The sequence below is a fragment of the Stappia sp. ES.058 genome (assembly GCF_900105595.1).
Classification (GTDB): domain Bacteria; phylum Pseudomonadota; class Alphaproteobacteria; order Rhizobiales; family Stappiaceae; genus Stappia.
This window is the reverse complement of record NZ_LT629784.1, coordinates 2,854,234-2,878,113: the sequence shown is the minus strand read 5'-3', so window position 1 is coordinate 2,878,113 and position 23,880 is coordinate 2,854,234. Positions and strand designations below refer to the sequence as shown.

Here is a 23,880-nt window from a genome sequence, read left to right as displayed (position 1 = left end):
TAAGAAGGAACACGGGTTCCGCGTCCTGCCGGCGCGGGGCGTGAAACGCCGCTGCGCGGGGGCCGTCCGGCCATGCCGCGCCGCCCGTCTGTGCCAGTGAATTGCGAAGGAGACCAGTGTGAAAATCCGCCTCGATGCGATTGATTGGCACATTTTGAACGAGCTGCAGGCCGATGGACGCATCACCAATGTGGAGCTTGCGCGCCGCGTCGGGATTTCCGCGCCGCCCTGTCTTCGCCGGGTGCGGGCGCTGGAGGAGGCTGGCCTCATTCGCGGCTACCGCACGCTCTTGGACGAAAAGCAGCTCGGCTACGAGGTCACCGCCTTCGCAATGGTCGGCCTGCACAGCCAGACCGAGGCCGATCTCATCGCCTTCGAAAAGACGGTGAACGGCTGGCCCGAGGTGCGCGAGTGCTACATGCTGTCGGGCGAGGTCGACTTTTTGCTGAAATGCGTGGTGCCGGACCTGCAGAGCTTCCAGAACTTCATCATCCGCGACCTCACCGCCGCCTCAAACGTCGACAGCGTCCGCACCGCGCTCACCATCCGCCAGACCAAGAACGATCCAGTCGTGCCGATGAAGGAACTGGGGTGAGTTGAATTCTCTTGATACGCAATAATTTTTCGCAATAACCTTACGGGAGATTCATCCGCCGCAGGGTTGTATGTGTCGTGAAATGGTTTCGAAGAAAGGGCCATCGCAGGCGAACACCAAAAGGGCGAATTGTGCTCGTGAAGTCTTGCTGGGTTTTCTCCAATATCACTTCGGGTGCCGAACGAAGTACCTATAGGAACGACTGTCCGGTCTGTGGTGCCGAAATAATTAGTATTTCAATGCCGAACGGCGGGTGGGTCCATTTTGAGGGTGGAATAGGCCTGTCCCGGGTGAAGCACCCCTGCCTACATCGAGGAGAAGGGTTGAGTCGCCGTCGAGATGAAGAGACTCTAGATTTATTCGAAAAAGAGAATGGACGCGACTGATTTCTATAATGGGGATCTAATAATGCCGAAGAATATTTTGATATTTTCAGATGGCACTGGCCAGTGTGGAGGATTGCGTCCCGATCAAAGGCTGTCCAACATTTATAAAATGTATCGGGCCATGCGCCCGGGCCCGTCTTCTCCTATCAGTCCAAAGGATCAAGTTTGTTTTTATGATCCGGGACTTGGCTCAGGCGAAGTTGGTGGGCTAACCTTTAAACGTATCAGAAACACACTCTCGGCGGCCTTGGGGACTGGGATCGACGAGAATGTCATCGATTGCTACGAAAAAATCATTTCTTACTACGAGCCTGGAGATCGCATCTTATTGTTCGGGTTTTCTCGCGGGGCCTATACGGTCCGTGCGGTGGCGAATGTCATGAATCTTTGTGGTATTCCAACGCGAATGCCTGACGGTTCTCCGGCTCCAAGGTTTGGGCCAAAGCTCCGGAAGATCGCAAGCGATGCTGTCAATTTCGTTTACAATCACGGAAATGGAAGGCCTCGTGGAGAAGAGCCTCATTATTCTAATCGCGAAGAGCTAGGTAAGCGTTTCAGGAGAAAATATGGCAGTTTCGTTCCGGATGCTGAAACGGACGTTCAAGGGAATGTGCAGCCAACCTTTATCGGGGTCTTTGACACGGTTGCGGCTCTTGGGAGTGCGCAGGCTAGTATGCTGACGTGGGGCGGACTTTCATTGGTCGCGATATTATCCGCTTGGCTGTTGTTTACTTCATGGAACTGGCTTGTTGTCTTACCTTTGGTGACTACGGCTTTGGTAATTTGTTTTTGGTACTTGAAATTAAAATGGAGCCAATGGAAGTATTTTTCACCAGATGGGGACCGGCCTTTGAGCCTAAAAAATCCTTTGCATTGGTTGTCGATTTGGAGAAATGGGCACTTTGCGAAGTGGAAAATGGAGAATTACGATAGATGGCTTGATTCTGATGTTCTTCATGCGCGTCATGCCCTTGCGATTGATGAGCACAGAAAGAAATTTCCGCGCGTTAAATGGGCGGCACATGCAGAGGCTAAGAAAACAGAGGGGCGTCAGCCGGAATGGCTTCGACAAGTCTGGTTCGCGGGGTGCCATAGCGATGTAGGTGGTAGCTATCCAGAAACGGAGTCGCGATTGAGCGACATCACACTCCAATGGATGCTGGATGAACTGTTTGAGTGTGTACCTGATTTGAAGATAAATCGCGATAAACTGCACTTGTCGTCAGACCCAACGGGTATGCAGCACGAAGAAAAATATATCTTTGATTTTCTGTTTGTGAAAATTCCTTGGAAGGTTACGCCGCGAATGTTGCCTGAGGATGCTATTTTACATCCGACTGTACATGAGCGTTTGAATGCTGAGCATGTGTCTCATTTGGGTGAGATGAAACCTTATCGTCCGGTTCAACTTAAGTCTCACCCAAAAACAAGTAAGTATTTTTAGTAGTTTCAATACTCGCTTGATTTGTGACCTAGTCGCCGTCCCCAACGTCGACAGCCTCCGTACGAGCTGCACCATCCGCCAGACCAAGAATGATCCGTGGTTCCAGTGAAACAGCTGGGACGAGGGTGCTTTGAACCTTCTCGATCGCGGCGCGACCACGCCTCGCCTGCTTCTGCAGGCCGCCAGCGCCTCGCCCTTTCCGTCCTGGCCGAGGTTGCCAATGGATCCCGGATCAGGTCCGGGATGACGCTGGAGCCTGGGGCGGTCGCCGTGCCTGTCGGGTGCCGGTCGGGGACTGTCGCGACGTCGGTCGCTTAAGTTGCCGGCTGATCGGTGAGCCTTGTCGGAAGCACGTCAGGGGCGGGGATATCGCGTGTGATGGATGTCGCGGAGGAGCCGGCCGGAGCGTGGCGTTGCGAGGTGCGCCCACCCGCTGTGCGACGGCGATCTTGGCCCCGTTTCGGCGGTCCGACGCGCGCGGGGACAAGTCTCGCGGAAACGGATTCGACAGGTGCCGTCCGGTTCGCGTGCCTGCAAGCGCCAACTCGATCAATATCGTCAACTCGACGCGCAAAATTCGCAAAATCGCGCGCAAAATTACGCGATTTTGCACGCGCGCCGATCAACCGCGCGCAAGCGTCTGATCCATAACGCAAAACGCCGCCCGGAGCCTTTTTCCGCGCGGCGTGTCTTGCGTGTGACCGACCGCGCCTTGGGCGCGCGGGTCGCGTCGCGATCCCGGCGCCAGGTGCCGGCGCCATTTTCCGGCGTCAGATGCCAGTATCAGTTGAAGGTGACGTTGATGATCTCATAGGCGTGCGCGCCGCCGGGTGCGGTGACCTCGACGGTGTCGCCGATGGCCTTGCCGATGAGCGCGCGGGCGATCGGCGAGGAGATCGAGATGCGGCCGAGCTTCACGTCCGCCTCGACGTCGCCGACGATCATGTATTTCTTCTCCTGCTCGGTGTCCTCGTCGACGAGCGTGACGGTCGCCCCGAACTTCACCGTGTCGCCGGACAGCTTGGTCACGTCGATGACCTCGGCGCGGCCGAGCTTGTCCTCGAGCTCGCTGATGCGGCCCTCGTTGAGGCTCTGCTGCTCCTTGGCGGCATGGTATTCCGCGTTTTCCGAAAGGTCGCCGTGCGCGCGGGCTTCCGAGATCGCCTGAATGATGCGCGGCCGCTCCTCGGATGTGCGCTGCTTCAGTTCCTTCTCCAGCATTGTGTAGCCGGCGCTTGTCATCGGAACTTTTTCCATAGGTCTCCGACCCTTCACTTGCGCGCGCCGAATTGCCGGCGCGCGATAAAAGACATTCGCCCGGCCGGGGTTCCCGGTCGGGACGCTCTGAAGTCAGGTCTGCGCGAAATAGGCCTGCAAGGGAAACACTTCAAGCTGGCCTGAAGCGTATGCCTCGATCCCTTTCGCGGCCGCGATGGCTCCTGCCAAGGTCGTGTAATAGGGAACCTTGTGCAAGAGGGCCGCGCGGCGCATCGACCGGCTGTCGGAGAGGGCCTGCGCCCCTTCGGTCGTGTTAAAGACCAGCTGGACCTCTCCGTTCTTGATAGCATCGACGATGTGCGGTCGCCCTTCAAGCACCTTGTTCACCTTGGCGCAGGAAATTCCCCGCTCTTCCAGGAAGGCCTGGGTGCCGTGGGTGGCGATGATCCTGAAGCCGAGACGCGCGAGCCGCTCGATGGGATCGAGCGCCCGCTCCTTGTCGGCATCGCGCACGGAGACGAAGACGGTGCCGCTGGTCGGCACGCGGGCGCCGGCGCCAAGCTGCGACTTGGCGAAGGCGACCTCGAAGGACCGGCTCAGGCCCATCACCTCGCCGGTGGAGCGCATTTCCGGGCCGAGCACCGTGTCGACGCCCTGGAAGCGGGCGAAGGGGAACACCGCCTCCTTGACCGCGACATGCTCGAGCGGCGGCAGCTCGAGGGCGAAGTCGGCGAGTTTCTCGCCCGCCATGACGCGGGCGGCGATCTTGGCGATGGGGTGGCCGATGGTCTTGGCGACGAAGGGCACCGTGCGCGAGGCGCGCGGGTTGACCTCCAGCACGAAGATGTCGCCGTTGCGGATCGCGAACTGCACGTTCATCAGTCCGCCGACGGCGAGGCCCTTGGCCAGGGCCTTGGCCTGGCGGGTCAGTTCCTCGACCGTCTCCGCCGACAGTGAATGGGGCGGCAGCGAACAGGCGCTGTCGCCGGAGTGGATGCCGGCTTCCTCGATGTGCTCCATGATGCCGCAGACGAAGACGTCCGTGCCGTCGCAGACCGCGTCGACGTCGACCTCGATGGCGCCGTCGAGATAGCGGTCGAACAGCAGCGGGTTCTTGCCGAGCACCGTGTTGATCTGGCCGGTCTTGTCGTTGGGGTACTTGGCGCGCACGTCGCCCGGCACCAGCTCGGGCAGCGTGCCCAGCAGATAGGCGTTGAGCGCCTCCTCGTCGCGGATGATCTGCATCGCGCGTCCGCCCAGCACGTAGGAGGGGCGCACGACGAGCGGCAGGCCGAGGTCGGCGACGATCAGCCGGCTCTGCTCGACGGAATAGGCAATGCCGTTCTGCGGCTGCTTGAGGCCGAGCTTGTGCAGGAGCTTCTGGAAGCGGTCGCGGTCCTCGGCGAGATCGATCATGTCGGGCGAGGTGCCGAGGATCGGCACATCGGCATCCATCAGCGCCTGGGCGAGCTTCAAGGGCGTCTGGCCGCCGAACTGCACGATGACGCCGTGCAGCGTGCCCTTGCGCTTCTCGACCCTGATGATCTCCAGCACGTCTTCCGCCGTCAGCGGTTCGAAGTAGAGCCGGTCGGAGGTGTCGTAGTCGGTCGACACGGTCTCCGGGTTGCAGTTGACCATGATGGTCTCGAAACCGGCGTCCTGCAGCGCGAAGGCGGCGTGACAGCAGCAATAATCGAACTCGATGCCCTGGCCGATGCGGTTGGGACCGCCGCCCAGGATCACCACCTTCTTGCGGTCGCTCGGATCGGCCTCGTCGGCAAGCTTGCCGGCGAAGGGCGGCTCGTAGGTCGAATACATGTAGGCGGTCGGCGAGGCGAACTCGGCCGCGCAGGTGTCGATGCGCTTGTAGACCGGGTGCACGTCGAGGCGGGTGCGCAACTCCATCACCTCGCGCTCCTCCAGGCCCGCAAGTGCTGCAAGGCGGCCGTCGGAAAAGCCCATCGATTTCAGGGAGCGCAGGCCTTGCGCGTGATCCGGCAGGCCGTGGGCGCGGATCTTCTCCTCCGTCTCGACGAGATCCCGGATCTGGCGCAGGAACCACGGGTCGATGTGGCAGGAGCGATAGATCTGGTCGAGATCGGTGCCGAGGCGCACGGCCTGCGCCACCTTCAGCAGACGGTCGGGCGTCGGCGAGGCAAGGGCGGCGCGAACGGCGTTTTTGTCGTCGTTCTGGCCAAGGCCCGGGATCTCGACCTCATTGAGGCCGTCGAGGCCGGTTTCCAGACCGCGCAGCGCCTTTTGCAGGCTTTCGGCAAAGGTCCGGCCGATGGCCATGACCTCGCCGACGGATTTCATCGCGGTCGTCAGCAGCGGTTCGGCGCCGGGGAACTTCTCGAAGGCAAACCGCGGGATCTTGGTCACCACGTAGTCGATGGACGGCTCGAAGGAGGCCGGCGTCGCGCCGCCGGTGATGTCGTTCTCCAGCTCGTCGAGCGTGTAGCCGACGGCGAGCTTCGCGGCGATCTTGGCGATCGGGAAGCCGGTCGCCTTGGAGGCGAGCGCGGAGGAGCGCGACACGCGCGGGTTCATTTCAATGACAATGAGCCGGCCGTTTTCCGGATTGACCGCGAACTGGACGTTCGAGCCGCCGGTCTCGACGCCGATCTCGCGCAGCACCGCCAGCGAGGCGTCGCGCATGATCTGGTATTCCTTGTCGGTCAGGGTCAGCGCCGGCGCGACGGTGATCGAATCGCCGGTATGCACCCCCATCGGGTCGATGTTCTCGATGGAGCAGATGATGATGCAATTGTCCGCCTTGTCGCGGACGACCTCCATCTCGTACTCCTTCCAGCCGATCACAGACTCCTCGACCAGCACCTCGTTCGTCGGCGAGGCGTCGAGGCCGCGCTCGATGATGTCCAGGTATTCCTCGCGGTTGTAGGCGATGCCGCCCCCGGTGCCGCCGAGCGTGAAGGAGGGGCGGATGATCGTCGGCAGGCCGATGTCGTCGAGTGCATCCAGCGCCTCCGACAGCGAATGGGCGAGACGCGAGCGCGGCGTCTCCAGCCCGATTTTCGTCATCGCCTGGCGGAACAGCTCGCGGTCCTCGGCCTTGTCGATGGCTTCCGCCGTCGCGCCGATCATCTCCACGCCGAATTTCTCCAGCACCCCCATCTTGCGCAGGGAGAGCGCGCAGTTGAGCGCCGTCTGCCCGCCCATCGTGGGAAGCAGCGCGTCGGGACGCTCCTTCTCGATGATCTGGGCGACGATCTCCGGCGTGATCGGCTCGATGTAGGTCGCATCCGCCAGATCCGGGTCGGTCATGATCGTCGCCGGATTGGAGTTCACCAGAATCGTCCGGAAGCCTTCCTCGCGCAGCGCCTTGCACGCCTGGGTGCCCGAATAATCGAACTCGCAGGCTTGCCCGATGACAATCGGACCCGCTCCGATGATCAGAATTGAGGAAATATCTGTGCGTTTGGGCATGTGTGGCTCGCGAGACTTCGCCCGCGTCCGCTGCGTATGGCGGGGCGGGAGGGTGAGGTGACGGCAAATGGGTCGGCTGAACGCGGCTTATAGGCAAAAAGCGCGGGTTGCGAAACCCCATCGCTGGCATGGTGCGTCTGCAAATCGTCGCGTCGGGTGTTCCGTCAGTCGTGGCCGGCGGTTTCCGGTTCCCGATCGGCGGGCGCGGGTTGCCCGGGCGCCCCGGCCACGACCGTTCCGGTGCCGTTGAAATCGTCGATCCCGCTGGAGATGGCAAAGCAGGCGAGGCGGACCGACTTGGGGATTTCCACGGGTCGACCGTCACGGTCGCCCTTTTCGTAATACTGGATCATCCGCTTCTTCAAACCCAGGCGATCGGCAGCGTCCTTCTGCTTCAGGCCCAGTGCCTTGCGCCACAGGCGAAACCGTTCCGGTGTCATGGTCTCGAAATCGTCATCGGAACCCGTCGTCGTCTTCATCTTCGTTTCCGGACCCGCAAGCGTTCGGCTCCTGCTCCCGTGATCATGCTCTTGTCGCGTCCGGCCCGCGTCTGAGCCTGGATGGGACAATGCAAGGATTCGCCAATGAATCGTTCCTCGCTTGGAAAATGTCAAACCCGGACGCCGATCTGTCGATATTTACCTCGATTGGGGATTGCGCGACAGATGCACCAACGCGCACTGGACCTCTCTGACAATTTGTTGATAAATACTAAAGTCTGACTTGACGGCGCCGCACCCTCCCGCCCGCGGATCGACCGTCGCCTCAAACGCCCGCCTTTCCGTTCGATGGAACAATGCCCATGCCTGCGCGCAACGGCCTCAAGGCCTTGAGTGATACGCTTCTCATACATTCGCGGGCACAGGCGGGGCTGGCGGACTACTGCAAGGTGCGTGGCGTTCCCTACGATCGCGTGATGCAGGAGAACGGTCTCGACGGGTTGAGCGCTCCGATGACTCTTGGCGATCATATCAGCCTGCGGGCGCATGCGCGCTCTCTGGAAGTCTGTGCTGCCTATTCCGGGGACGAGACTTTCGCGCTCAACTGGTCGAAGGACATGGGACCGGGTCGCGACGACACGGTTTCGCTGGCATTGCGCTACGCGCCGGACTTCCTGACGGCGTTGCAGACGACCGCGAAGTTCATTTGCATCGTTCTCGACCTGTCGGTGGTTCGAGCCAGACACGCCACCGGCAGCGCTTCCATCGCATTCGCCCTGTCTCCGGAAATCGTCTGCAGCGACCAAATGATCGACCGAACCACCAGCAAGACGTTCCTGCGCTTGCAACAGGTCAGCAGCGAAGGGGTCCGGCTTTCCAAGGTCGCGCTCGCGCGCAGCCGCCCGGTATCGACACATGCCCATGAGGCGTTCTTCGGAGTGCCGGTGCGGTTCGAGGCCGAGGTGAACTGTCTTCGTTATGAAGTCGACAATGCCCGGCAGCCCAATCCGATGCGCGACGACGATCTCTTCGCGGCCCTGTGCGAGTTGAACCGTCGCCGCCTCGACGACAGGCGCAGGGCGGAGGACTTTATCTCGCGCGTGTGCGACGCCATCGCGGAACGGGTGGCCGATCCCGGCCTCACCGCGTCGACTGTTGCCGCCGCACTGGCGATCAGCGTACGCGCCCTGCAGCGCCGCCTGCAGGAGCGCGGGCAGACCTTTCAGGGGCTTCATGACGCTGTTCGCTATCGCATGGCGGTCGATTTTCTCGGTCATACCAGCATGTCCGTGTCCGAGATCGCATACCGGCTTGGGTTTTCGGCGACAGGAAACTTCTCGCGGGCCGCCCGGCGCTGGTTTGGGTGCCCGCCATCCATGTGGCGCCTCGATCAGCGGGCCAGGTCCGTGGCGACGGACGTCCGGGGGATCGATTCGCTTCGCGTGGAGCCGACCTGAGGCTCGGCCTTGCCTATGAAACCGCAGTATACCGTCAGGCGGGGAACGCCCGAACCGGACGGATTTTGCCCGGATACCTCCATGATCTATATTTCTTTTTTTAAATATTTATTGGATTTATAGCCTTTGGATGTTCAGAACTTCAAAATAAATAAAGTGTCGGTTCACTCGAATTGTAGTTACAAACTCGATGAATTCGCGTGATGCATAGTTTTTACTATCATGAAAATTTATGATGCCATAAATTTTCGTTATTCACTCAACGGAATTTTTTGTTCCATGCGCAGTTTTCATGTTTTTTTTTCGAAAAATGCGCGCCTTGGTCTCCGCAGATAAAAAAATGGCGCGTTTGGAGAACGTGCTTACGTGCCGGCAGTGGCATACTGCCGCTTGGGAATATGCCCGCTGTCGGGTGATCCGGTCACAGGCCGGGTGTGTCGGTCGGAGGCGTTCCTGAAAGAGACCGCCTGAGCGGTTGGTGGCGGATAAATCTCCGCATTCTTCCTCGCACGACGCGAAAGATCGGGAAAACGATGAGTATCGGAATGCTGAAATTATCGGAAACGTCAGTCGCAGTTCCGGACCTGGCCGGTCCGATTCGTATTGATTCCTCCGATGACGCAAAGCTGTCCATCGCCGAAATGGCGGACACATTCGGCGTGACGTTGCGCGCATTGCGTTTCTATGAAGAAAAGGGGTTGCTGAACCCCGAGCGCCGTGGCGCCCGGCGACACTATGGCCCGCGTGACGTGGGCCGCATGCGCGTGATCCTCCAGGCCAAGCGTGTTGGTCTGACGCTGACGGAAATCCGCGAGGTGATTTCTCTGGTCGAGGGCAAGCAGGCGCGCGAGACGCAGCTCAAGGCCTTGCGCGAGATCTGTGCACGGCAGGACGAGATCCTGAAGGAACAGCAGGCGCAAATCGTCGAACAGGTCGACGAGATGACCGGCGTGCTCGATGCGCTCGACAATCTCATCAAGTCCGGCGCGAAAGCCTGACGCCGGCCGTTCTGGCTTTTTTGGCCCGGGCAAACGCAAGGTCCTGACCCTAGCAAAAACAAAGGCGCCGGCGGGTACCCGCGGCGCCTTTTGTCTTGTCTCGCTCACGGGACGCGAAGGTCAGGCGGCGGCATCTTTCTCCGGCAGTTCGTCTTCGCCCTTGCGCGCGCGCATCAGGTTGGTGAAGCGGCGGAAGAGATAATGGCTGTCGCGCGGTCCGGGCGAAGCCTCCGGGTGATACTGCACGGAAAACACCGGCTTCTCCTTGAGGCGCAGGCCGCAGTTCGATCCGTCGAACAGCGAGACATGCGTCTCTTCGACGGTGCCGGGAAGCGAAGCGCCATCGACCGCGAAACCGTGGTTCATCGAGGTGATCTCGACCTTGCCCGTGGTGCGGTCGAACACCGGATGGTTCGCGCCATGGTGCCCCTGGTGCATTTTCACGGTTTCCCCGCCAAGCGCCAGCGCCAGCATCTGGTGGCCGAGGCAGATGCCGAAAACCGGCCGGCCGCTGTCGACGAGTTCACGGAGAACGGGCACAGCATAGTCCCCGGTCGCCGCCGGATCGCCCGGGCCGTTCGACAGGAAGATACCGTCGGGATCGCGCGACAGAACGTCCTGTGCGCTGGCCGTTGCCGGAAGGACGGTGACGTCGCAGTCCGCATCGGTCAAAAGGCGCAGGATGTTGCGCTTGATGCCGTAGTCGATCGCCACGACCTTGAAGGTGCCGCCCTCGCGGGTGCCGTAGCCCTTGTCCCATTCCCAGGTGGTCTGGGACCAGGGATAGCTCTGGCCGGCGGTCACGTCCTTCGCCAGGTCCATGCCAACGAGGCCTGGCCAGTTGGCGGCGGCAAGCTTGAGCGCCTCGAGGTCGAAATTTCCATCCGGGTCATGGGCGATCACCGCGTTCGCCGCGCCGCTTTCGCGGATCAGAGCTGTCAGCGCGCGCGTGTCGATGCCCGACAGACCGACGATCCCGCGCGCCTTCATCCACTCGCTGAAGTGGCGGCTCGCGCGATAATTCGCCGGTTCGGTGACGTCGGCACGCACCACCGCGCCGCGCACGCCGGAGGAGGCCGCCATGTTGACCGTCTCGATGTCTTCCTCGTTGGTTCCCACATTGCCGATGTGGGGAAACGTGAAAGTGACGATCTGGCCGGCATAGGAGGGGTCCGTAAGGATCTCCTCGTAGCCGGTGAGCGCGGTGTTGAAACAGACTTCGGCGCAGGCCTGGCCGGTGGCGCCAAAGCCCTGGCCCTCGATCACGGTCCCGTCGGCCAGGACCAGTACGGCCGTGGTCGGCGTCGCGGACCAGACGTCAGCGGTCGTCATATCTTGCTTTCTCGATCACAAAGGTGACAAGGTTAAGCGCTCGAGGCGCCTTGACTGTGCACGACTGAAGTGTCAACGGTGCGTCAATCGCGGCACTTTATGGGATGCCAGCGCAGTGGTCAACTCTCGGACTGTTAAAAATAATCATAATAAATCAAATAGATAGGTCTATACCTCGCTTGGACATGCTGCCGTGGCTCGGTTTCGGCGGCGCGCGTTCGCGAGCAAACGGCAGGGCAGGTCATGCGGGAACGGATTGATGCGGCGCTTCGCCAGGCGGTGGAAACCAAAGACAAGCGCCGGGCCGCTACGTTGCGGCTGCTTCTGGCGGCCATTCAGGACCGGGAATCGCGTTCACGCGAGCTCGGTCGCGACGGTATCAAGGAGACGGACCTTCAGGAAATCCTCGACAAAATGGTGGATCAGCGCAGCCGCTCGATCCGCGATTTCGAGGAATCGGGCCAGCTCGAGCTGGCCGAGCAGGAGCGCGACGAGGTCGCCGTCATCCGTGAATTCCTGCCAAAGCAGTTCGACGAGCACGCGATGCAGGAAGCCTGCGAGGACATCGTGCGCGACATCAGCGCCAAGGGGCTGCGCGACATGGGCCGCTGCATGAGCGCCCTGAAGACGCGCTATCCCGGGCAGATGGATTTCGTGCGGGCGAGTTGTGTGGTGAAGGATCTGCTGCGTAGCGAGTAGGCATGATCAATGCCTGCGCGATCCATGCCTGCGCGGCGGCGGGTCTTTGCGGAAGGCGCCGCCGGGCGCCATCGCGGATGAACCGGTGGCCGCGTTGATGTAAACTGGTTTTATTAGATCTTGCCCCGCCGCGCGCTGGCGGGGCTTCCGGACAGGACCCGATATGCGCTTTTCGCCCGGCTTGCTTGACGAGATCCGTGACCGCCTCCCGTTGTCGGAGGTGGTGGTGCGGCGCGTGAGCTGGGACCGGCGCAAGACGCAGGCCGCGCGCGGCGACTTCTGGGCGTGTTGCCCGTTCCATCAGGAAAAGACGCCGAGCTTTCACGTCGACGATCGGCGAGGGCGCTACAAGTGTTTCGGCTGCGGCGCGTCGGGCGATCATTTCCGTTTCCTGACGGAAACCGAAGGCCTGTCCTTTCCCGAGGCGGTGGAGCGGCTTGCCGAACAATCCGGTGTCCCGCTGCCGGCGCCGGATCCGCGCGAGGCGGCGCGGGCCGAACGCCGGGCAAGCCTTTCCGAAATCTGCGAGATGGCGGCGCGGTTCTTTCAGGACAACATGGCGACCTCCGGCGGGGAGGAGGCGCGCGCCTATGTGCGCAAGCGGCGCCTGCTGCCCGAGACCTTGCGGGAATTCCGCTTCGGCTACGCGCCGAACGGGCGCGACGGGCTGAAACGGCACCTGATCGGCAAGGGTGTCGAGGAGGCGGCAATGATCGAGGCCGGCCTCGTCATCAAGCCTGAGGACGGGCGGGCCAGCTACGACCGCTTCCGCAACCGGCTGATGATCCCGATCCAGGACGACCGCGGCCGCGTCATCGCCTTCGGCGGGCGCACGCTCGATCCCGATGGTCAGCCGAAATACCTGAATTCGCCGGAAACGCCGCTGTTCCACAAGGGAACCATGGTGTTCAACTTCCATCGCGCGCGCGAACCGGCCCACAAGAGCGGGCAGGCCATCGTCGTGGAAGGTTACATGGACGCCATCGCCATCTGGCAGGCGGGCATGCGCAACGTGGTCGCCGCCCTTGGAACGGCCTTCACCGAGGAGCAGGTCGGCCGCCTGTGGCGGCTCGCGCCCGAGCCGGTGATCTGTTTCGACGGTGATGCGGCCGGTGTCGCCGCCGCGCACCGGGCGGTCGACCGGATCCTGCCGGGCCTGCGCAGCGGTTACTCTTTCGGTTTCGTCTTTCTTCCCGACGGCAAGGATCCCGATGACCTGATCGCGGACGGGGGCGTTGATGCCTTCGCGCGCGAACTCGCCGCCAGCCTTCCGCTCATCGATGTCTTGTGGGCGCGCGAGGTCGATGCGGCGCGTATCGACACGCCGGAGCGCCGCGCCGCGCTGGAGAAGGGTCTCGACGACCTGACGCGCACGATTGCGGACGAGCGGGTCAAGCGCGGCTATCAGCTCGATATCCGGCTCAGGCTGTCCAATCTGTTCTATCGTCAGGCGCGGGCGCAGCGCGCCGGCCCGGGCCGCGGCGCTGCGGGCAGCGGGCGGCGCCCGGGCGATCCGGCGGCCGAGCCTTCCGTGCCGGCGCGTGGCGGCGATCTTCCCGGTGGCACGATGTTCGGTAACGAGCGCATCCTGTGCGGTCTTTGCCTCAAGTATCCGGATCTGCTCGAGCACAATGTGGAGCGCATCAGCACGGCCGGCCTGAGCGATCCGCTGCATGCGCGTTTCCGCGATGAATTGTGCCGGATCGCCACCGAGCTTCAGGAGGTGCCGGTCAGTGGCTTCTTCGAGAGCCTGGATTCAAGCTTCTACCAGATCCTGTCCGAGGTGTTTCAGGAAGAAGACGGCGCGGCCACGGTGCCGGTGCGCGGCGATCCGCGATTTCGCGCCCGCTTTCAGGACCTGAAGCAGCGTTTGCCGATCCTGCGCCATGATCCGCCGGTGGATTTCGTCGAGGATCTGTTCGCGCATTATCTGGATGCGCTGGAGGTCCGCGCTCTGGAACAGGAGCTCGACGCGGAAATGGCCGCACTCGAAGACGGCCTGGAGGAGGCCGACTGGCAGCGCATTCGCGCGCAGTCGCAGGATCTCGCGCGCCGGCGCGAAGAGTGCGCGCGCGACGAACAGGAACTTGCGGAAAAAGCCCGCAGCCTGCGGTCTGCGCGTCAGGCCACCGGCGCTGGCCCGCTTGTCCCGGCCGTGGCGTCGTCGCGCTGAGGCGCCCGCTCACGGCGACGGGACGCGTCATCGGTGGGGAAATGTCTGTCGAATCGATTGACGGGAGACGAATCACTCTTGCGAATCCGGCGTGTTGCGCTAAATACAGCTAAGTGACAGCGTCCCGAGCCGCGCCCCGCCATGTCCAATGCGAGACAGGCATCCTAAGCGGCCTGAAATCATATTGCTGTCAGATACCCTTGTGCGAAACCGGTTTTGCCGGCGCGCTTCCGCGCGCGCAGAGCCGGAGCGGAACGCGGCTTGTCGAATCGATTTGCAGGGTTAAGTGGCACTTAACGGACACCGACTAGAAATATTTTATCGAAGCCTGGACGCCTTCTGAAGAACGCGGGCCGGGGCGGAAAAAACGTGCGTGGCTCGACGGGTCCGTGGCGGTGGAGAGAAACCGCGGCCCGGTACGATGTGAACCGCACCGAGACGAAACGCGACAGCGCCAGGCCCGAGCAGCCGGCGGCGCCGGAGAACAATATGGCAGTGAAAGCAACCCAGGCGGACGAATCCCAGGAACCTTCCAGCGAGACGACCGACGGCCCCTTGCTCGATCTCTCCGATGCCGCCGTAAAGCGGATGATCAAGCTCGCCAAGAAGCGCGGTTACGTCACCTACGAGGAACTGAACGAGGTTCTTCCCTCCGAAGAGGTCACCTCGGAGCAGATCGAGGACACGATGTCGATGCTGTCCGACATGGGCATCAACGTCATCGAGGAAGAAGAGGCCGAGGAAGCCGCGGGCGAGGGCACGCAGAGCACCGAACTGGTCGAGGCCGCGCCGACCGCCGTGGCCAAGACCACGACGAAAGAGCCGACCGACCGCACGGACGATCCCGTTCGCATGTATCTGCGCGAAATGGGCTCGGTCGAGCTGCTGTCGCGCGAGGGCGAGATCGCCATCGCCAAGCGCATCGAGGCCGGTCGCGAGGCGATGATCGCAGGGCTTTGCGAAAGCCCGCTGACGTTCCAGGCCATCATCATCTGGCGCGACGAACTGAATGAGGGCAAGGTCCTCCTGCGCGACATCATCGACCTGGAAGCGACCTATTCCGGTCCCGACTTCAAGCCCGAGGGTGCCGAGGAAAACGGGGACGGTGACGAGGGCGCCGCGGGTGCATCCGCATCCGCCGATGGCGCCGCCGTCCCGCAGCCCGGATCGCAGGCGGCCGCGACGCCGGGCGCGCGCCCGGACGTCGCCTCCGGCAGCGCCGAAAGCAAGCCCGAGGGCGAGACGGACGGCGATTCCGACAATGGCGACGACGACGATGACGAGTTCGAGGCCAACATCTCGCTCTCCGCGATGGAGGCCGAGCTCAAGCCGAAGGTGCTGGAGACCTTCGACAGCATCGCCGACGAATACAAGAAGCTGCGTCGCCTGCAGGACCAGCTGGTCGAGAACAAGCTCGCCAACAAGACGCTGACGCCCTCGCAGGAACGCCGCTACAAGAAGCTCAAGGAAGACATCGTCGTCGATGTGAAGAGCCTGTCGCTCAACCAGCAGCGCATCGACGCGCTGGTCGCGCAGCTTTACGACATCAACAAGCGGCTGATGGGCTACGAGGGCCGTCTCTTGCGGCTCGCCGACAGCCATGGCGTCGATCGCGGCGATTTCCTCAAGCAGTATCAGGGCAACGAGCTCGATCCCAACTGGATCCGCAAGGTCGCCAATCTCTCGTCCAAGGGCTGGAAGAACTTCGTCGCCGGCGAGAAGGAGATGATCCGCGACCTGCGTCAGGAGATCCAGAGCCTTGCGTCCGAGACGGGGCTTGAGACGACCGAGTTCCGCCGCATCGTCTCGATGGTGCAAAAGGGCGAGCGCGAGGCGCGCATCGCCAAGAAGGAAATGGTCGAGGCCAACCTCAGGCTCGTGATCTCGATTGCCAAGAAATACACCAACCGCGGCCTGCAGTTCCTGGACCTCATCCAGGAAGGCAACATCGGGTTGATGAAGGCGGTCGACAAGTTCGAGTACCGGCGCGGCTACAAGTTCTCCACCTATGCCACCTGGTGGATCCGGCAGGCGATCACCCGTTCGATCGCCGATCAGGCCCGCACCATCCGCATTCCGGTGCACATGATCGAGACGATCAACAAGATCGTGCGCACCTCGCGCCAGATGCTGCACGAGATCGGCCGCGAGCCGACCCCGGAGGAACTGGCCGAAAAGCTGCAGATGCCGCTGGAAAAGGTGCGCAAGGTCCTGAAGATCGCCAAGGAGCCGATCTCGCTCGAAACGCCGATCGGCGACGAGGAAGACAGCCATCTCGGCGATTTCATCGAGGACAAGAACGCGATCCTGCCGATCGACGCGGCGATCCAGTCGAACCTGCGCGAGACGACGACGCGCGTGCTCGCCTCGCTCACTCCGCGCGAGGAACGCGTGCTGCGGATGCGCTTCGGCATCGGCATGAACACCGATCACACGCTGGAAGAGGTCGGCCAGCAGTTCTCGGTTACCCGCGAGCGCATCCGCCAGATCGAGGCCAAGGCGCTCAGGAAGCTCAAGCATCCGAGCCGCTCGCGCAAGCTGCGCTCGTTCCTCGACAGCTGACCGATTGTCATCGCAAGACAGGAAAAACCCGGCGGCGACGCCGGGTTTTTCATTTTGATGCCCTTTTCGGCTGCGTTATTGAGTCCGCCTGGCCGCTCATCGAGCCTTGCGGCCTCGCATCTCCCCTGACCCGGCTTGCAGCCAGAAGGTGCTTTCCCCGTGGTTTCCACGCCCTCCGACCTGCCCGAGATCGTGCCCGGCCCCGCGCCGGCGCGCGAGGACGGCCGGCCGGGGTCCAGGCTGTTTCTCGTCGGCGTGGCCGCATCGGTGCTGTTGCACGGGCTGATCGTGCTCCTGTTCATCGAGACACCGCCCCGGGAGATGGAAACGCCGGAGGCCGAGCCGATCGAGGTGGTGCTGGTGCCGCCGCCGCAAGCGCCCGCGCCGGAAGAGCCGGTGGTGGAAGAGCCTGCCGCCGAAGAGCCCGCGCCCGAACCTGAACCGGAACAGGAACAGGAAGAAGAGGACGCGCTCGCGCCGGAACCGCAGCCCGAGGCGGAGGAGGAGGCGCCGGAGCCGGAGCAGCCCGAAGCCCTCCCGCCGCCGGCGCCGGATGCCGACAGCCTGCCGGTGTTGCAGCCGGTGGAGGAATTCGCGGAGGAATCGTCCGAGGCCGCCGGCGGGGAAGAGGGCGACCCGCGCGACGGCGCGCTGCTGCCTGCCGAGGACGAACCGCGTCCCGAGGAGCCCGTTGGCGAGGATGGCGACGCCGAGGTCGCCGAGACGGTGGAGACGCAAGAGGCCGATGAGGCGGAGCCGGTTGTTCCGGAGCCGGTGACGGAGACGCCGGTCGAGACGGAAGCCGGGACCGAGGCCGATCCGTCTGCCACCGAAGAGCCGTCACCGGAAGACGCGCCGGTGGAAGAAACGCCCACCGAGGACGTATCAACCGAGGACGTATCAGCCGAGGAAACGCCGGCCGGGGAAGAGACCGAGACGCAAGAGGCGGTCGCGGAGCCGGCTCCCGAGGAAACTGCGCCGGAAACCGATATCATCGCCGGGCCGGAGGCGGAGGGCGAAACCGCCCCGTTCGGCGAGACGGCTGTGGAGGAGGCCCCTCGCAGCGCGCCTGAGGCCGACGGCCTGTCGGGGGCCATTGCGACCACCTTGCCGCGCGCCAAGCCGCCGCTGCCGCCGGGGGCCTTGCGGGCCGCGGCGCGGGCGGCCGAGCAAGGCGATCTGCCACCGGGCGTCCGGCTGCCCGGAAATGCGTCGGAACCGGCGCGCCGGCCGGGCGCGCCGCGTCTTGCCCGCGCGCGGGAGCTTTTTTCCGACCGGATTCTCGGGGATTCGCGCGCCCGCACGGCCATGGCCGGCATGTCGGGGCCGCAGCGGCTCAATCTGCTGTGCCTGACGGAATTGCGCGCGCAGATCCGCGACCTTTACCCCGACCGCCCGGCGGAAATCCTGCCCTCCTTCCGCCCGCAACCGGGCACGGTGCTGGCGCCGGTGCGCGCCGCCTATCGCTCGCGCGGGGCCTGGTACGACCTCGATTTCCGCTGCGAGACCGACCCGGCGGTGACGCGGGTGGAAAATTTCTCCTTCCGCGTCGGCCCGCCGGTGCCGCGGTCCGAATGGCGTTCGCGCGGCTTTCCGCAGAACTGAGGGGGAGGGGGCGTGGCATCCCGTCGAGGCTCAGGGTGCCAAGGGACAGCGGATCGCGGCTCACGCGCAGTTGGGGACGGCCGCGCGCACCAAAGTCCCGTGCATCGGTCCGTCGTTGCCGGACAACACGGCAACGGGAAAGGCGTCTTGCCCTTGCCCCCACGCCGCTCCGCCTTGGCGAGCCGCGTTTCGCAGCACTCAGCCGACCGCCACGCGTCATCCCCGACGTGATCGGGGATCCGTTCATTGCCAGAGCGGCGGAGAGGGCGCGGCGGCGTGCGCCGCAGACGCGGAGGCTCCTTTCGACGATACGGATGCCAATGGGCCCCGGGTCGCGCTGGCGCTTGCCCGGGGTGATGTCGGAGGGCGGAGCGCCGGCGAGAATTCGCCATAAACCGGTTGTCGCCGCGCGCGCTGCCCGTCAAACTAGTTGGCCGGGCATACGTGTGGGGCAGACGTGGCGGACAAGGACGACGAGCCGGAACTGAAGATCGCTTCAAGGGAAGACCTCGAAGCGTGGCTTGAGGGCAAGCCGCCCGACTGGGCACGGGTGCTTGCTGTGCGCGCGGCGCTCAGGGTGTTTCCTTTCATTATTGGGTATTCCACGATAGATAATCGGCTTTCAAGGGGATTGCCCAGAAAATCTATTCTATTAGAATGTTTTCGAATTTCTTTTTCTCAATGGGTTTTTTTCTTTCATCCTCGCAGAGAATTAATTCGTGAAAAAATTTATGCTAGCTCATACTCTTTTAGAGGTTCATATGATGAGGGCTTGAATCCCGGCGCGGATTTGGCTGCGGCAAGGCCCTTCGGTCATTCCTATGCTTCCATTACTAAGGCGATCCAGTCCGTAATCTTCGACAAGGATGCTCGCGTGATTGCCCTTGAGGCGGTGATACAAGCCGCTAAAGCGTTTATTTCAGCTTCAGAAAGTCATCTATATCCGCTTGAATTTTGGGAAAGCGTTTCTGATGATGCACAGCTCTTGGATCGGCTTGTTGACGTCGGTGTCATTGCCTCCAGCAGTTTGTGGCCGATGAATGCGCCCATCGAGTCCGCCTCCGGATCAAGCACTTATTCAAAAATGAAACTCGAACTCTCCGATTTTTCAGAGAGTGACCAGTGGCCCGGCCCATGGAAACTTATCGTCGATTGGTATCGCGCGCTCCTGCCGGACGGCAGGGATCGACCCGCCTCAAGTGCGTTCGGCGCAGACACCGACATCGCCATTGCGACCCAGCCCGAGAGCTTCTGGAACCGCGATCCGGACGAGGTGATGGCGGACATCGGGCACATCGTCGCCGGCGAGCCGCCGTTGTTTGATCCGAGGTCCACGGAGACGGCGGATGCCGGCAACACCGAAGATGTGTTTGACCCGAAGTCCGACGATCCAACCGACACGACTGCCGACGACAAAGCGGAGCGGGCGCTCGTCGAAGAGACCCGCACGCAATTCGACCATCCGACCGATGTCGACGGGTTGGCGCGTCGCCCCTTCGCGCTGGAACTGGTGCGGCGGATGGACGAGATGCGGGCGGAGACAACGCCGGACGGTTTCGCGCTCAATCTGCACGGTCCATGGGGGGCGGGAAAATCCTCTGTTCTTCTCATGATGGATCAGGCGCTGCGCGACCCCGAGCGCGCGACGGACGATCCCTGGGCCGTTGTGCATTTCAATGCCTGGCAGCACGAACGGCGCAATCCGCCCTGGTGGCCGCTGATCGAGGCGGTCAAGGACGGCTGTATGGACAGCTTGAAAAAGGATGGCCAGTGGATGCGCGGCAATGACGTGCGCCATGTCTGGCGACAGTGGATCTTTCGCGCAGAATGGCTGCCCGTACTCGGTGGTGTCTTTGCGCTTCTCGCCGCTATGATCGTCTATGCGGCACTCCCGCCCTCCGCGGTGAAAGATGTTTTCGCTGCCATAGGTTTTCTCATCACCCTTTATGGTGGAGGTCGATTGTTGATCCGCCAGGCCTTTTTTGGCTCCATGAGCAATGAGGAGTTTTATCTGAAGGTCGCCAAGGACCCGATGAAGAAGGTTTGCGAGCTGTTCCGCGATCTGGTCGAAACGACGGATCGCCATGTCTGCATTTTCATCGATGATCTCGACCGCTGCAATGCGGACTATGTGGTCGATCTGCTGGAGGGCATCCAGACCTCCTTCCGGCACGAAAAGGTCGCTTATCTGGTTGCGGCCGACAAGACCTGGATCCGCGCGGCCTTCGAAAAGCGCTATCCGGAGTTCACGGAGCATGTCGGAAACCTTGGCCAGCCGCTCGGGTATCTGTTTCTGGAAAAGATCTTTCAGATGTCAGTGCCGATCCCGGGCATGGGCGACTGGAAGCAACGGTATCTGGATGGTCTTTTGGGCAAGGCCGATGCGGCCAAGGCTGAAGGCGCGGGATCTGCGCGCGACCGAGCAAAGAGCTTCGATGAAGGGGTGTCCCAAAGGCGCGCGGAACTCAAAGAGAGTTATGGATCAGAGCTTGGTTCCGCCATGATCGATCAGGAACTCGCGCAGGCCGATCCGGATGATGAATATCTTCGCGCGGCGGTCGTCGCCGAGGAAAGCGCTTCGAGCACGGTCCGGCAGGAGACGGAGCATTTGCTGTCGCGTTTCGCCGGTCTTTTGCCGGACAACCCGCGCGTGATGAAGCGGATGATCAACGCCTTCGGCATGCGTCGCGCGATCATTGCGCTCGAAGGAAGCGACGTGTCCCGCGAGGTGCTGGCCCGTTGGACTGTTTTGGAGCAGCGCTTTCCGGCACTTGCCGACCTTTTGACCGAACACCCCGACGCCGCTGACCCGCTCGCGATTTCGAGCGCGGACAGCGACGATATTCCGCCGGCCTTGAAGCCGTACGCCGAAGTGCTCGCGGTTCAGGCCATTCTCGCCGGCACCTTGAGCAAGGACGGCGCAGATATGGATGCACCTCCGCTCGATGCGGAGGCCGTGCGCCAGATCGTGCGCGGAGCAATGGGCTGAGCCCCGGTCGCACCCGGCCCCTGTTTTGCGAAGCGGTCGCGCGAGACAGTCTACAAGCACGTGCGTCTGCGGTTTTTCGTGCGTGGTTTGCGTCCGTCTCCGCCGTCATCCCCGACTTGATCGGGGATCCATTGGCACCCTCGGACAGCGTGTGGAGCCGAGACGGCGATGAGCGGGGTGCATTGTGCCGCGACAGGCTAGGTCGCCGCGACGCTCGGCGTCGGAGCGACGGCAAGGGTGCGCGAGGCATTGCCGCAACTCCTGGCATTTGCTCTGGAAACGAATGGATCCCCGATCAAGTCGGGGATGACGCGCGCTGTGTGGGGTGACGACGGAGCGTGGGCGTTTTCGGGTGCATTTCACATCGTTCCGGCTGGAGGGGGAGTCTCCGCCGCCCGTGCCTGTTTCCTCTCGTGTCCGGTTGGCGCCATTTGGCCCGCGTCGTGCCGCGATATCGAATGCGTTGACTTGCCGGCGTTCTTGCAGGGGCATGGTGTCTCGTCCGGCGCCGCCACTCTTCCGGCTTGCTTTTCGAAAATAAAACTATAAAACCAGTTATATGGAAAACAAGAGACTCGACATCGAGGAAGCCGCCCAAGGATTTGCGGCCATCGGATCGGAGGCGCGGCTTGCCGTCGTGCTTGCGCTCGTTCGGGCCGGGCGGGCCGGACTGACCGTCGGCGACATCCAGGAGCGCACCGGCATGGCCGCTTCCACGCTTGCCCATCACCTTCGGTTTCTCGCCGCCGGCGGGCTGATCGCCCAGGAAAAATCCGGCCGCTCCGTCATCAACCGGGCGGAGTTCGACCGGCTGAAGGATCTGGCGGGTTTCATCCTGTCGCAATGCTGCGCCGACGAATGGACGCCGGCCGCGCCCCGGAAGGACACCACAGATGGCTGACACGACCTCCGCCGGACCAAGCGAAAGCGGCTGCTGCGGCCCCAAGACCGGAAAAGGTGCAGGGCCGGCCGCCGCGCCGCCGACGCCGCAGATCTCCTGGCGCGGGCTGAAACCCTGGCTGCTGACGCCCTGGAGCCTTGTCGTCGCCTTACCCTTGCTGGTTCTTGTGCTCGATCCGGGCGAGGCGGGCCGGATCGTCGCCTTTGCCGCGCGCGCCTTTGCCGCGACGCTTCCCTATGTGCTGGTGGCGGTCCTGCTGATTGCAGGGATGAAGGCGACCGGTGCGCAGGCGCTGGTCGGGCGCGCATTCGAGGGTCGCGAGACCCAGGCGATCCTGCTGGCCGCGCTGTTCGGCGGGCTGGCGCCCTTCTGCTCCTGTCAGGTCGTGCCTTTCATTGCCGGATTGCTCGCGGTCGGTGCGCCCTTGCCCGCGATCATGGCGTTCTGGCTGTCGTCGCCCTTGATCGATCCGCCGACGCTCCTGATCACGGCGGCAGCCCTCGGCTGGCCCTTCGCGATTGCCAAGGCGGTCTTCGCCGTCGCGCTCGGCCTGTTCGGCGGTTTCGCGGTCAAGGCGATGACGGCGGGCGGGGCCTTTGCCAATCCCGCGCGTGCGATTTCGGCCGGGGGATGCTGCAGCAAGCCGGCACTTGGCGGCGCGCCGCAGTGGCGCTTCTGGAGCGAGGCGCCGCGCCGCGCCGTTTTCGGCGACGAATTGCGCGTCAACGCGCTGTTCCTGGCGAAGTGGCTGGCGCTCGCCTATGTGCTGGAAGCGCTCCTCGTCACCTATGTGCCCGCCGACCTGATCGCACGTGTCGTGGGAGGCAATGGCGTGGTCTCCATCGTGCTCGCAGCCCTCGTCGGCATGCCGGCCTATCTCAACAGCTATGTCGCGCCGCCGCTTCTGGCCGGTCTCGTCGAGCAGGGCATGTCCCAGGGCGCGGCGATGTCCTTCATGATTGCCGGTGCGGTCAGTTCGGTGCCGGCGATGGCCGCGGTCTGGTCGCTGGTGCGTGTGCCGGTCTTCGCCGCCTATATCGGTCTCGGTCTTGTCGGCGCGATCGTCTCGGGCGTGCTGTTCCAGGCGCTCATGACGGCGGGGCTTTGATCCGGCGACGGCGGGCTTGCCATTCAAGGGCGCGGACGGCACTCTCCGCCGCGCCCGTTTCGCTTCGGCGATCGGATCTCCCGCCAACGCCTTTTTCCGGATGCCTTGAATGACCGTCGACACCACCCGCGCGCTGATCGAAACCTATTTCGCCGCCTTCAACGCCGGCGACACCGACAAGATGGCGAGCCTCGTCATCGACGATGTCGCGCATGACGTCAACCAGGGCGAACGGCGCTCGGGCCGAGAGGCTTTCAAGGCCTTCAACGCGCATATGACCCGCTGCTACCGCGAGGAGCTGTCGCAGATGGTGATCTTCGTTGCCGAGGATGGCGCGCGGGCGGCGGCCGAATTCATCGTGTCGGGCAGCTATCTCGTCACCGACGAGGGGCTTCCGGAAGCAAACGGCCAGACCTATCGCCTGCCGGCGGGGTCCTTCTTCGAGATCCGCGACGGAAAGATCGCGCGCATCACCACCTATTACAATCTGACGGACTGGAGCGCGCAGGTCGTCGGCTGAGGCGCG

At 62.9% G+C, this 23,880-nt stretch carries 16 protein-coding genes; 12 read left to right on the top strand and 4 right to left on the bottom strand.

The features are described 5' to 3' along the window. Nucleotides 1-118: 118 nt before the first annotated feature. Nucleotides 119-595, top strand: coding sequence for an Lrp/AsnC family transcriptional regulator (locus BLU32_RS13350; protein ID WP_093807691.1), 477 nt, complete (start codon nt 119-121; stop codon nt 593-595). A gap of 408 nt (nt 596-1,003) precedes the next feature. Further along, nucleotides 1,004-2,425 carry a DUF2235 domain-containing protein gene (locus tag BLU32_RS13345; protein WP_093811022.1) on the top strand — a complete coding sequence of 474 codons (1,422 nt, stop codon included), beginning with the start codon at nt 1,004-1,006 and terminating at the stop codon, nt 2,423-2,425. Nucleotides 2,426-3,208: 783 nt separating this feature from the next. On the opposite strand, the gene greA is transcribed toward BLU32_RS13345, so the two are convergent. The 3 genes from greA to BLU32_RS13330 all read right to left on the bottom strand — a co-directional run bounded on the left by greA (nt 3,209) and on the right by BLU32_RS13330 (nt 7,569). Next, nucleotides 3,209-3,682: a transcription elongation factor GreA gene (gene greA / locus BLU32_RS13340; protein ID WP_093807689.1), complete on the bottom strand. Its 474-nt coding sequence runs from the start codon at nt 3,680-3,682 to the stop codon at nt 3,209-3,211. Nucleotides 3,683-3,775: 93 nt separating this feature from the next. Further along, entirely contained in the window at nt 3,776-7,090 is a 3,315-nt protein-coding gene (carB, locus tag BLU32_RS13335; protein WP_093807687.1) for a carbamoyl-phosphate synthase large subunit, read from the bottom strand. Nucleotides 7,091-7,254: 164 nt separating this feature from the next. Further along, nucleotides 7,255-7,569 carry a helix-turn-helix transcriptional regulator gene (locus tag BLU32_RS13330; protein WP_244501701.1) on the bottom strand — a complete coding sequence of 105 codons (315 nt, stop codon included), beginning with the start codon at nt 7,567-7,569 and terminating at the stop codon, nt 7,255-7,257. Between the two features lie 323 nt (nt 7,570-7,892). Between BLU32_RS13330 and BLU32_RS13325 the strand changes: the two genes are divergently transcribed. Beyond that, the gene (locus BLU32_RS13325; protein WP_172838570.1) at nt 7,893-8,987 is read left to right on the top strand and encodes an AraC family transcriptional regulator; all 1,095 of its coding nucleotides are present in this window, start codon (nt 7,893-7,895) and stop codon (nt 8,985-8,987) included. Between the two features lie 545 nt (nt 8,988-9,532). Continuing rightward, nucleotides 9,533-9,985, top strand: coding sequence for a MerR family transcriptional regulator (locus BLU32_RS13320; protein ID WP_208976883.1), 453 nt, complete (start codon nt 9,533-9,535; stop codon nt 9,983-9,985). Between the two features lie 120 nt (nt 9,986-10,105). On the opposite strand, the gene carA is transcribed toward BLU32_RS13320, so the two are convergent. Next, entirely contained in the window at nt 10,106-11,317 is a 1,212-nt protein-coding gene (carA, locus tag BLU32_RS13315) for a glutamine-hydrolyzing carbamoyl-phosphate synthase small subunit (RefSeq protein WP_093807681.1), read from the bottom strand. Between the two features lie 243 nt (nt 11,318-11,560). On the opposite strand from carA, the gene BLU32_RS13310 reads away from it, so the two are divergent. From BLU32_RS13310 to BLU32_RS13275, 8 genes are all read left to right on the top strand, one after another. Next, nucleotides 11,561-12,016, top strand: coding sequence for a GatB/YqeY domain-containing protein (locus BLU32_RS13310; protein WP_093807679.1), 456 nt, complete (start codon nt 11,561-11,563; stop codon nt 12,014-12,016). Between the two features lie 163 nt (nt 12,017-12,179). Beyond that, on the top strand, nt 12,180-14,189 hold the full coding sequence (gene dnaG, locus BLU32_RS13305; protein ID WP_093807677.1) for a DNA primase: 2,010 nt from the start codon (nt 12,180-12,182) through the stop codon (nt 14,187-14,189). Between the two features lie 489 nt (nt 14,190-14,678). Further along, nucleotides 14,679-16,751, top strand: a complete 2,073-nt coding sequence (gene rpoD, locus BLU32_RS13300) for an RNA polymerase sigma factor RpoD (protein ID WP_093811018.1) — start codon at nt 14,679-14,681, stop codon at nt 16,749-16,751. Nucleotides 16,752-16,910: 159 nt separating this feature from the next. Then, entirely contained in the window at nt 16,911-18,356 is a 1,446-nt protein-coding gene (locus BLU32_RS13295; RefSeq protein ID WP_093807675.1) for a DUF930 domain-containing protein, read from the top strand. A 457-nt stretch (nt 18,357-18,813) separates the two neighbouring features. Further along, the gene (locus tag BLU32_RS13290; RefSeq protein ID WP_157727671.1) at nt 18,814-21,345 is read left to right on the top strand and encodes a P-loop NTPase fold protein; all 2,532 of its coding nucleotides are present in this window, start codon (nt 18,814-18,816) and stop codon (nt 21,343-21,345) included. Nucleotides 21,346-21,904: 559 nt separating this feature from the next. Beyond that, nucleotides 21,905-22,246 (top strand): helix-turn-helix transcriptional regulator, encoded by a 342-nt coding sequence (locus tag BLU32_RS13285; RefSeq protein WP_093807671.1) that lies wholly within the window; start codon nt 21,905-21,907, stop codon nt 22,244-22,246. Next, nucleotides 22,239-23,354 (top strand): permease, encoded by a 1,116-nt coding sequence (locus BLU32_RS13280; protein WP_093807669.1) that lies wholly within the window; start codon nt 22,239-22,241, stop codon nt 23,352-23,354. The genes BLU32_RS13285 and BLU32_RS13280 overlap by 8 nt, the downstream gene beginning before the upstream one ends. Nucleotides 23,355-23,463: 109 nt before the next feature. After that, on the top strand, nt 23,464-23,874 hold the full coding sequence (locus tag BLU32_RS13275; protein ID WP_093807667.1) for a ketosteroid isomerase-related protein: 411 nt from the start codon (nt 23,464-23,466) through the stop codon (nt 23,872-23,874). The last annotated feature ends 6 nt before the right edge of the window (nt 23,875-23,880 follow it).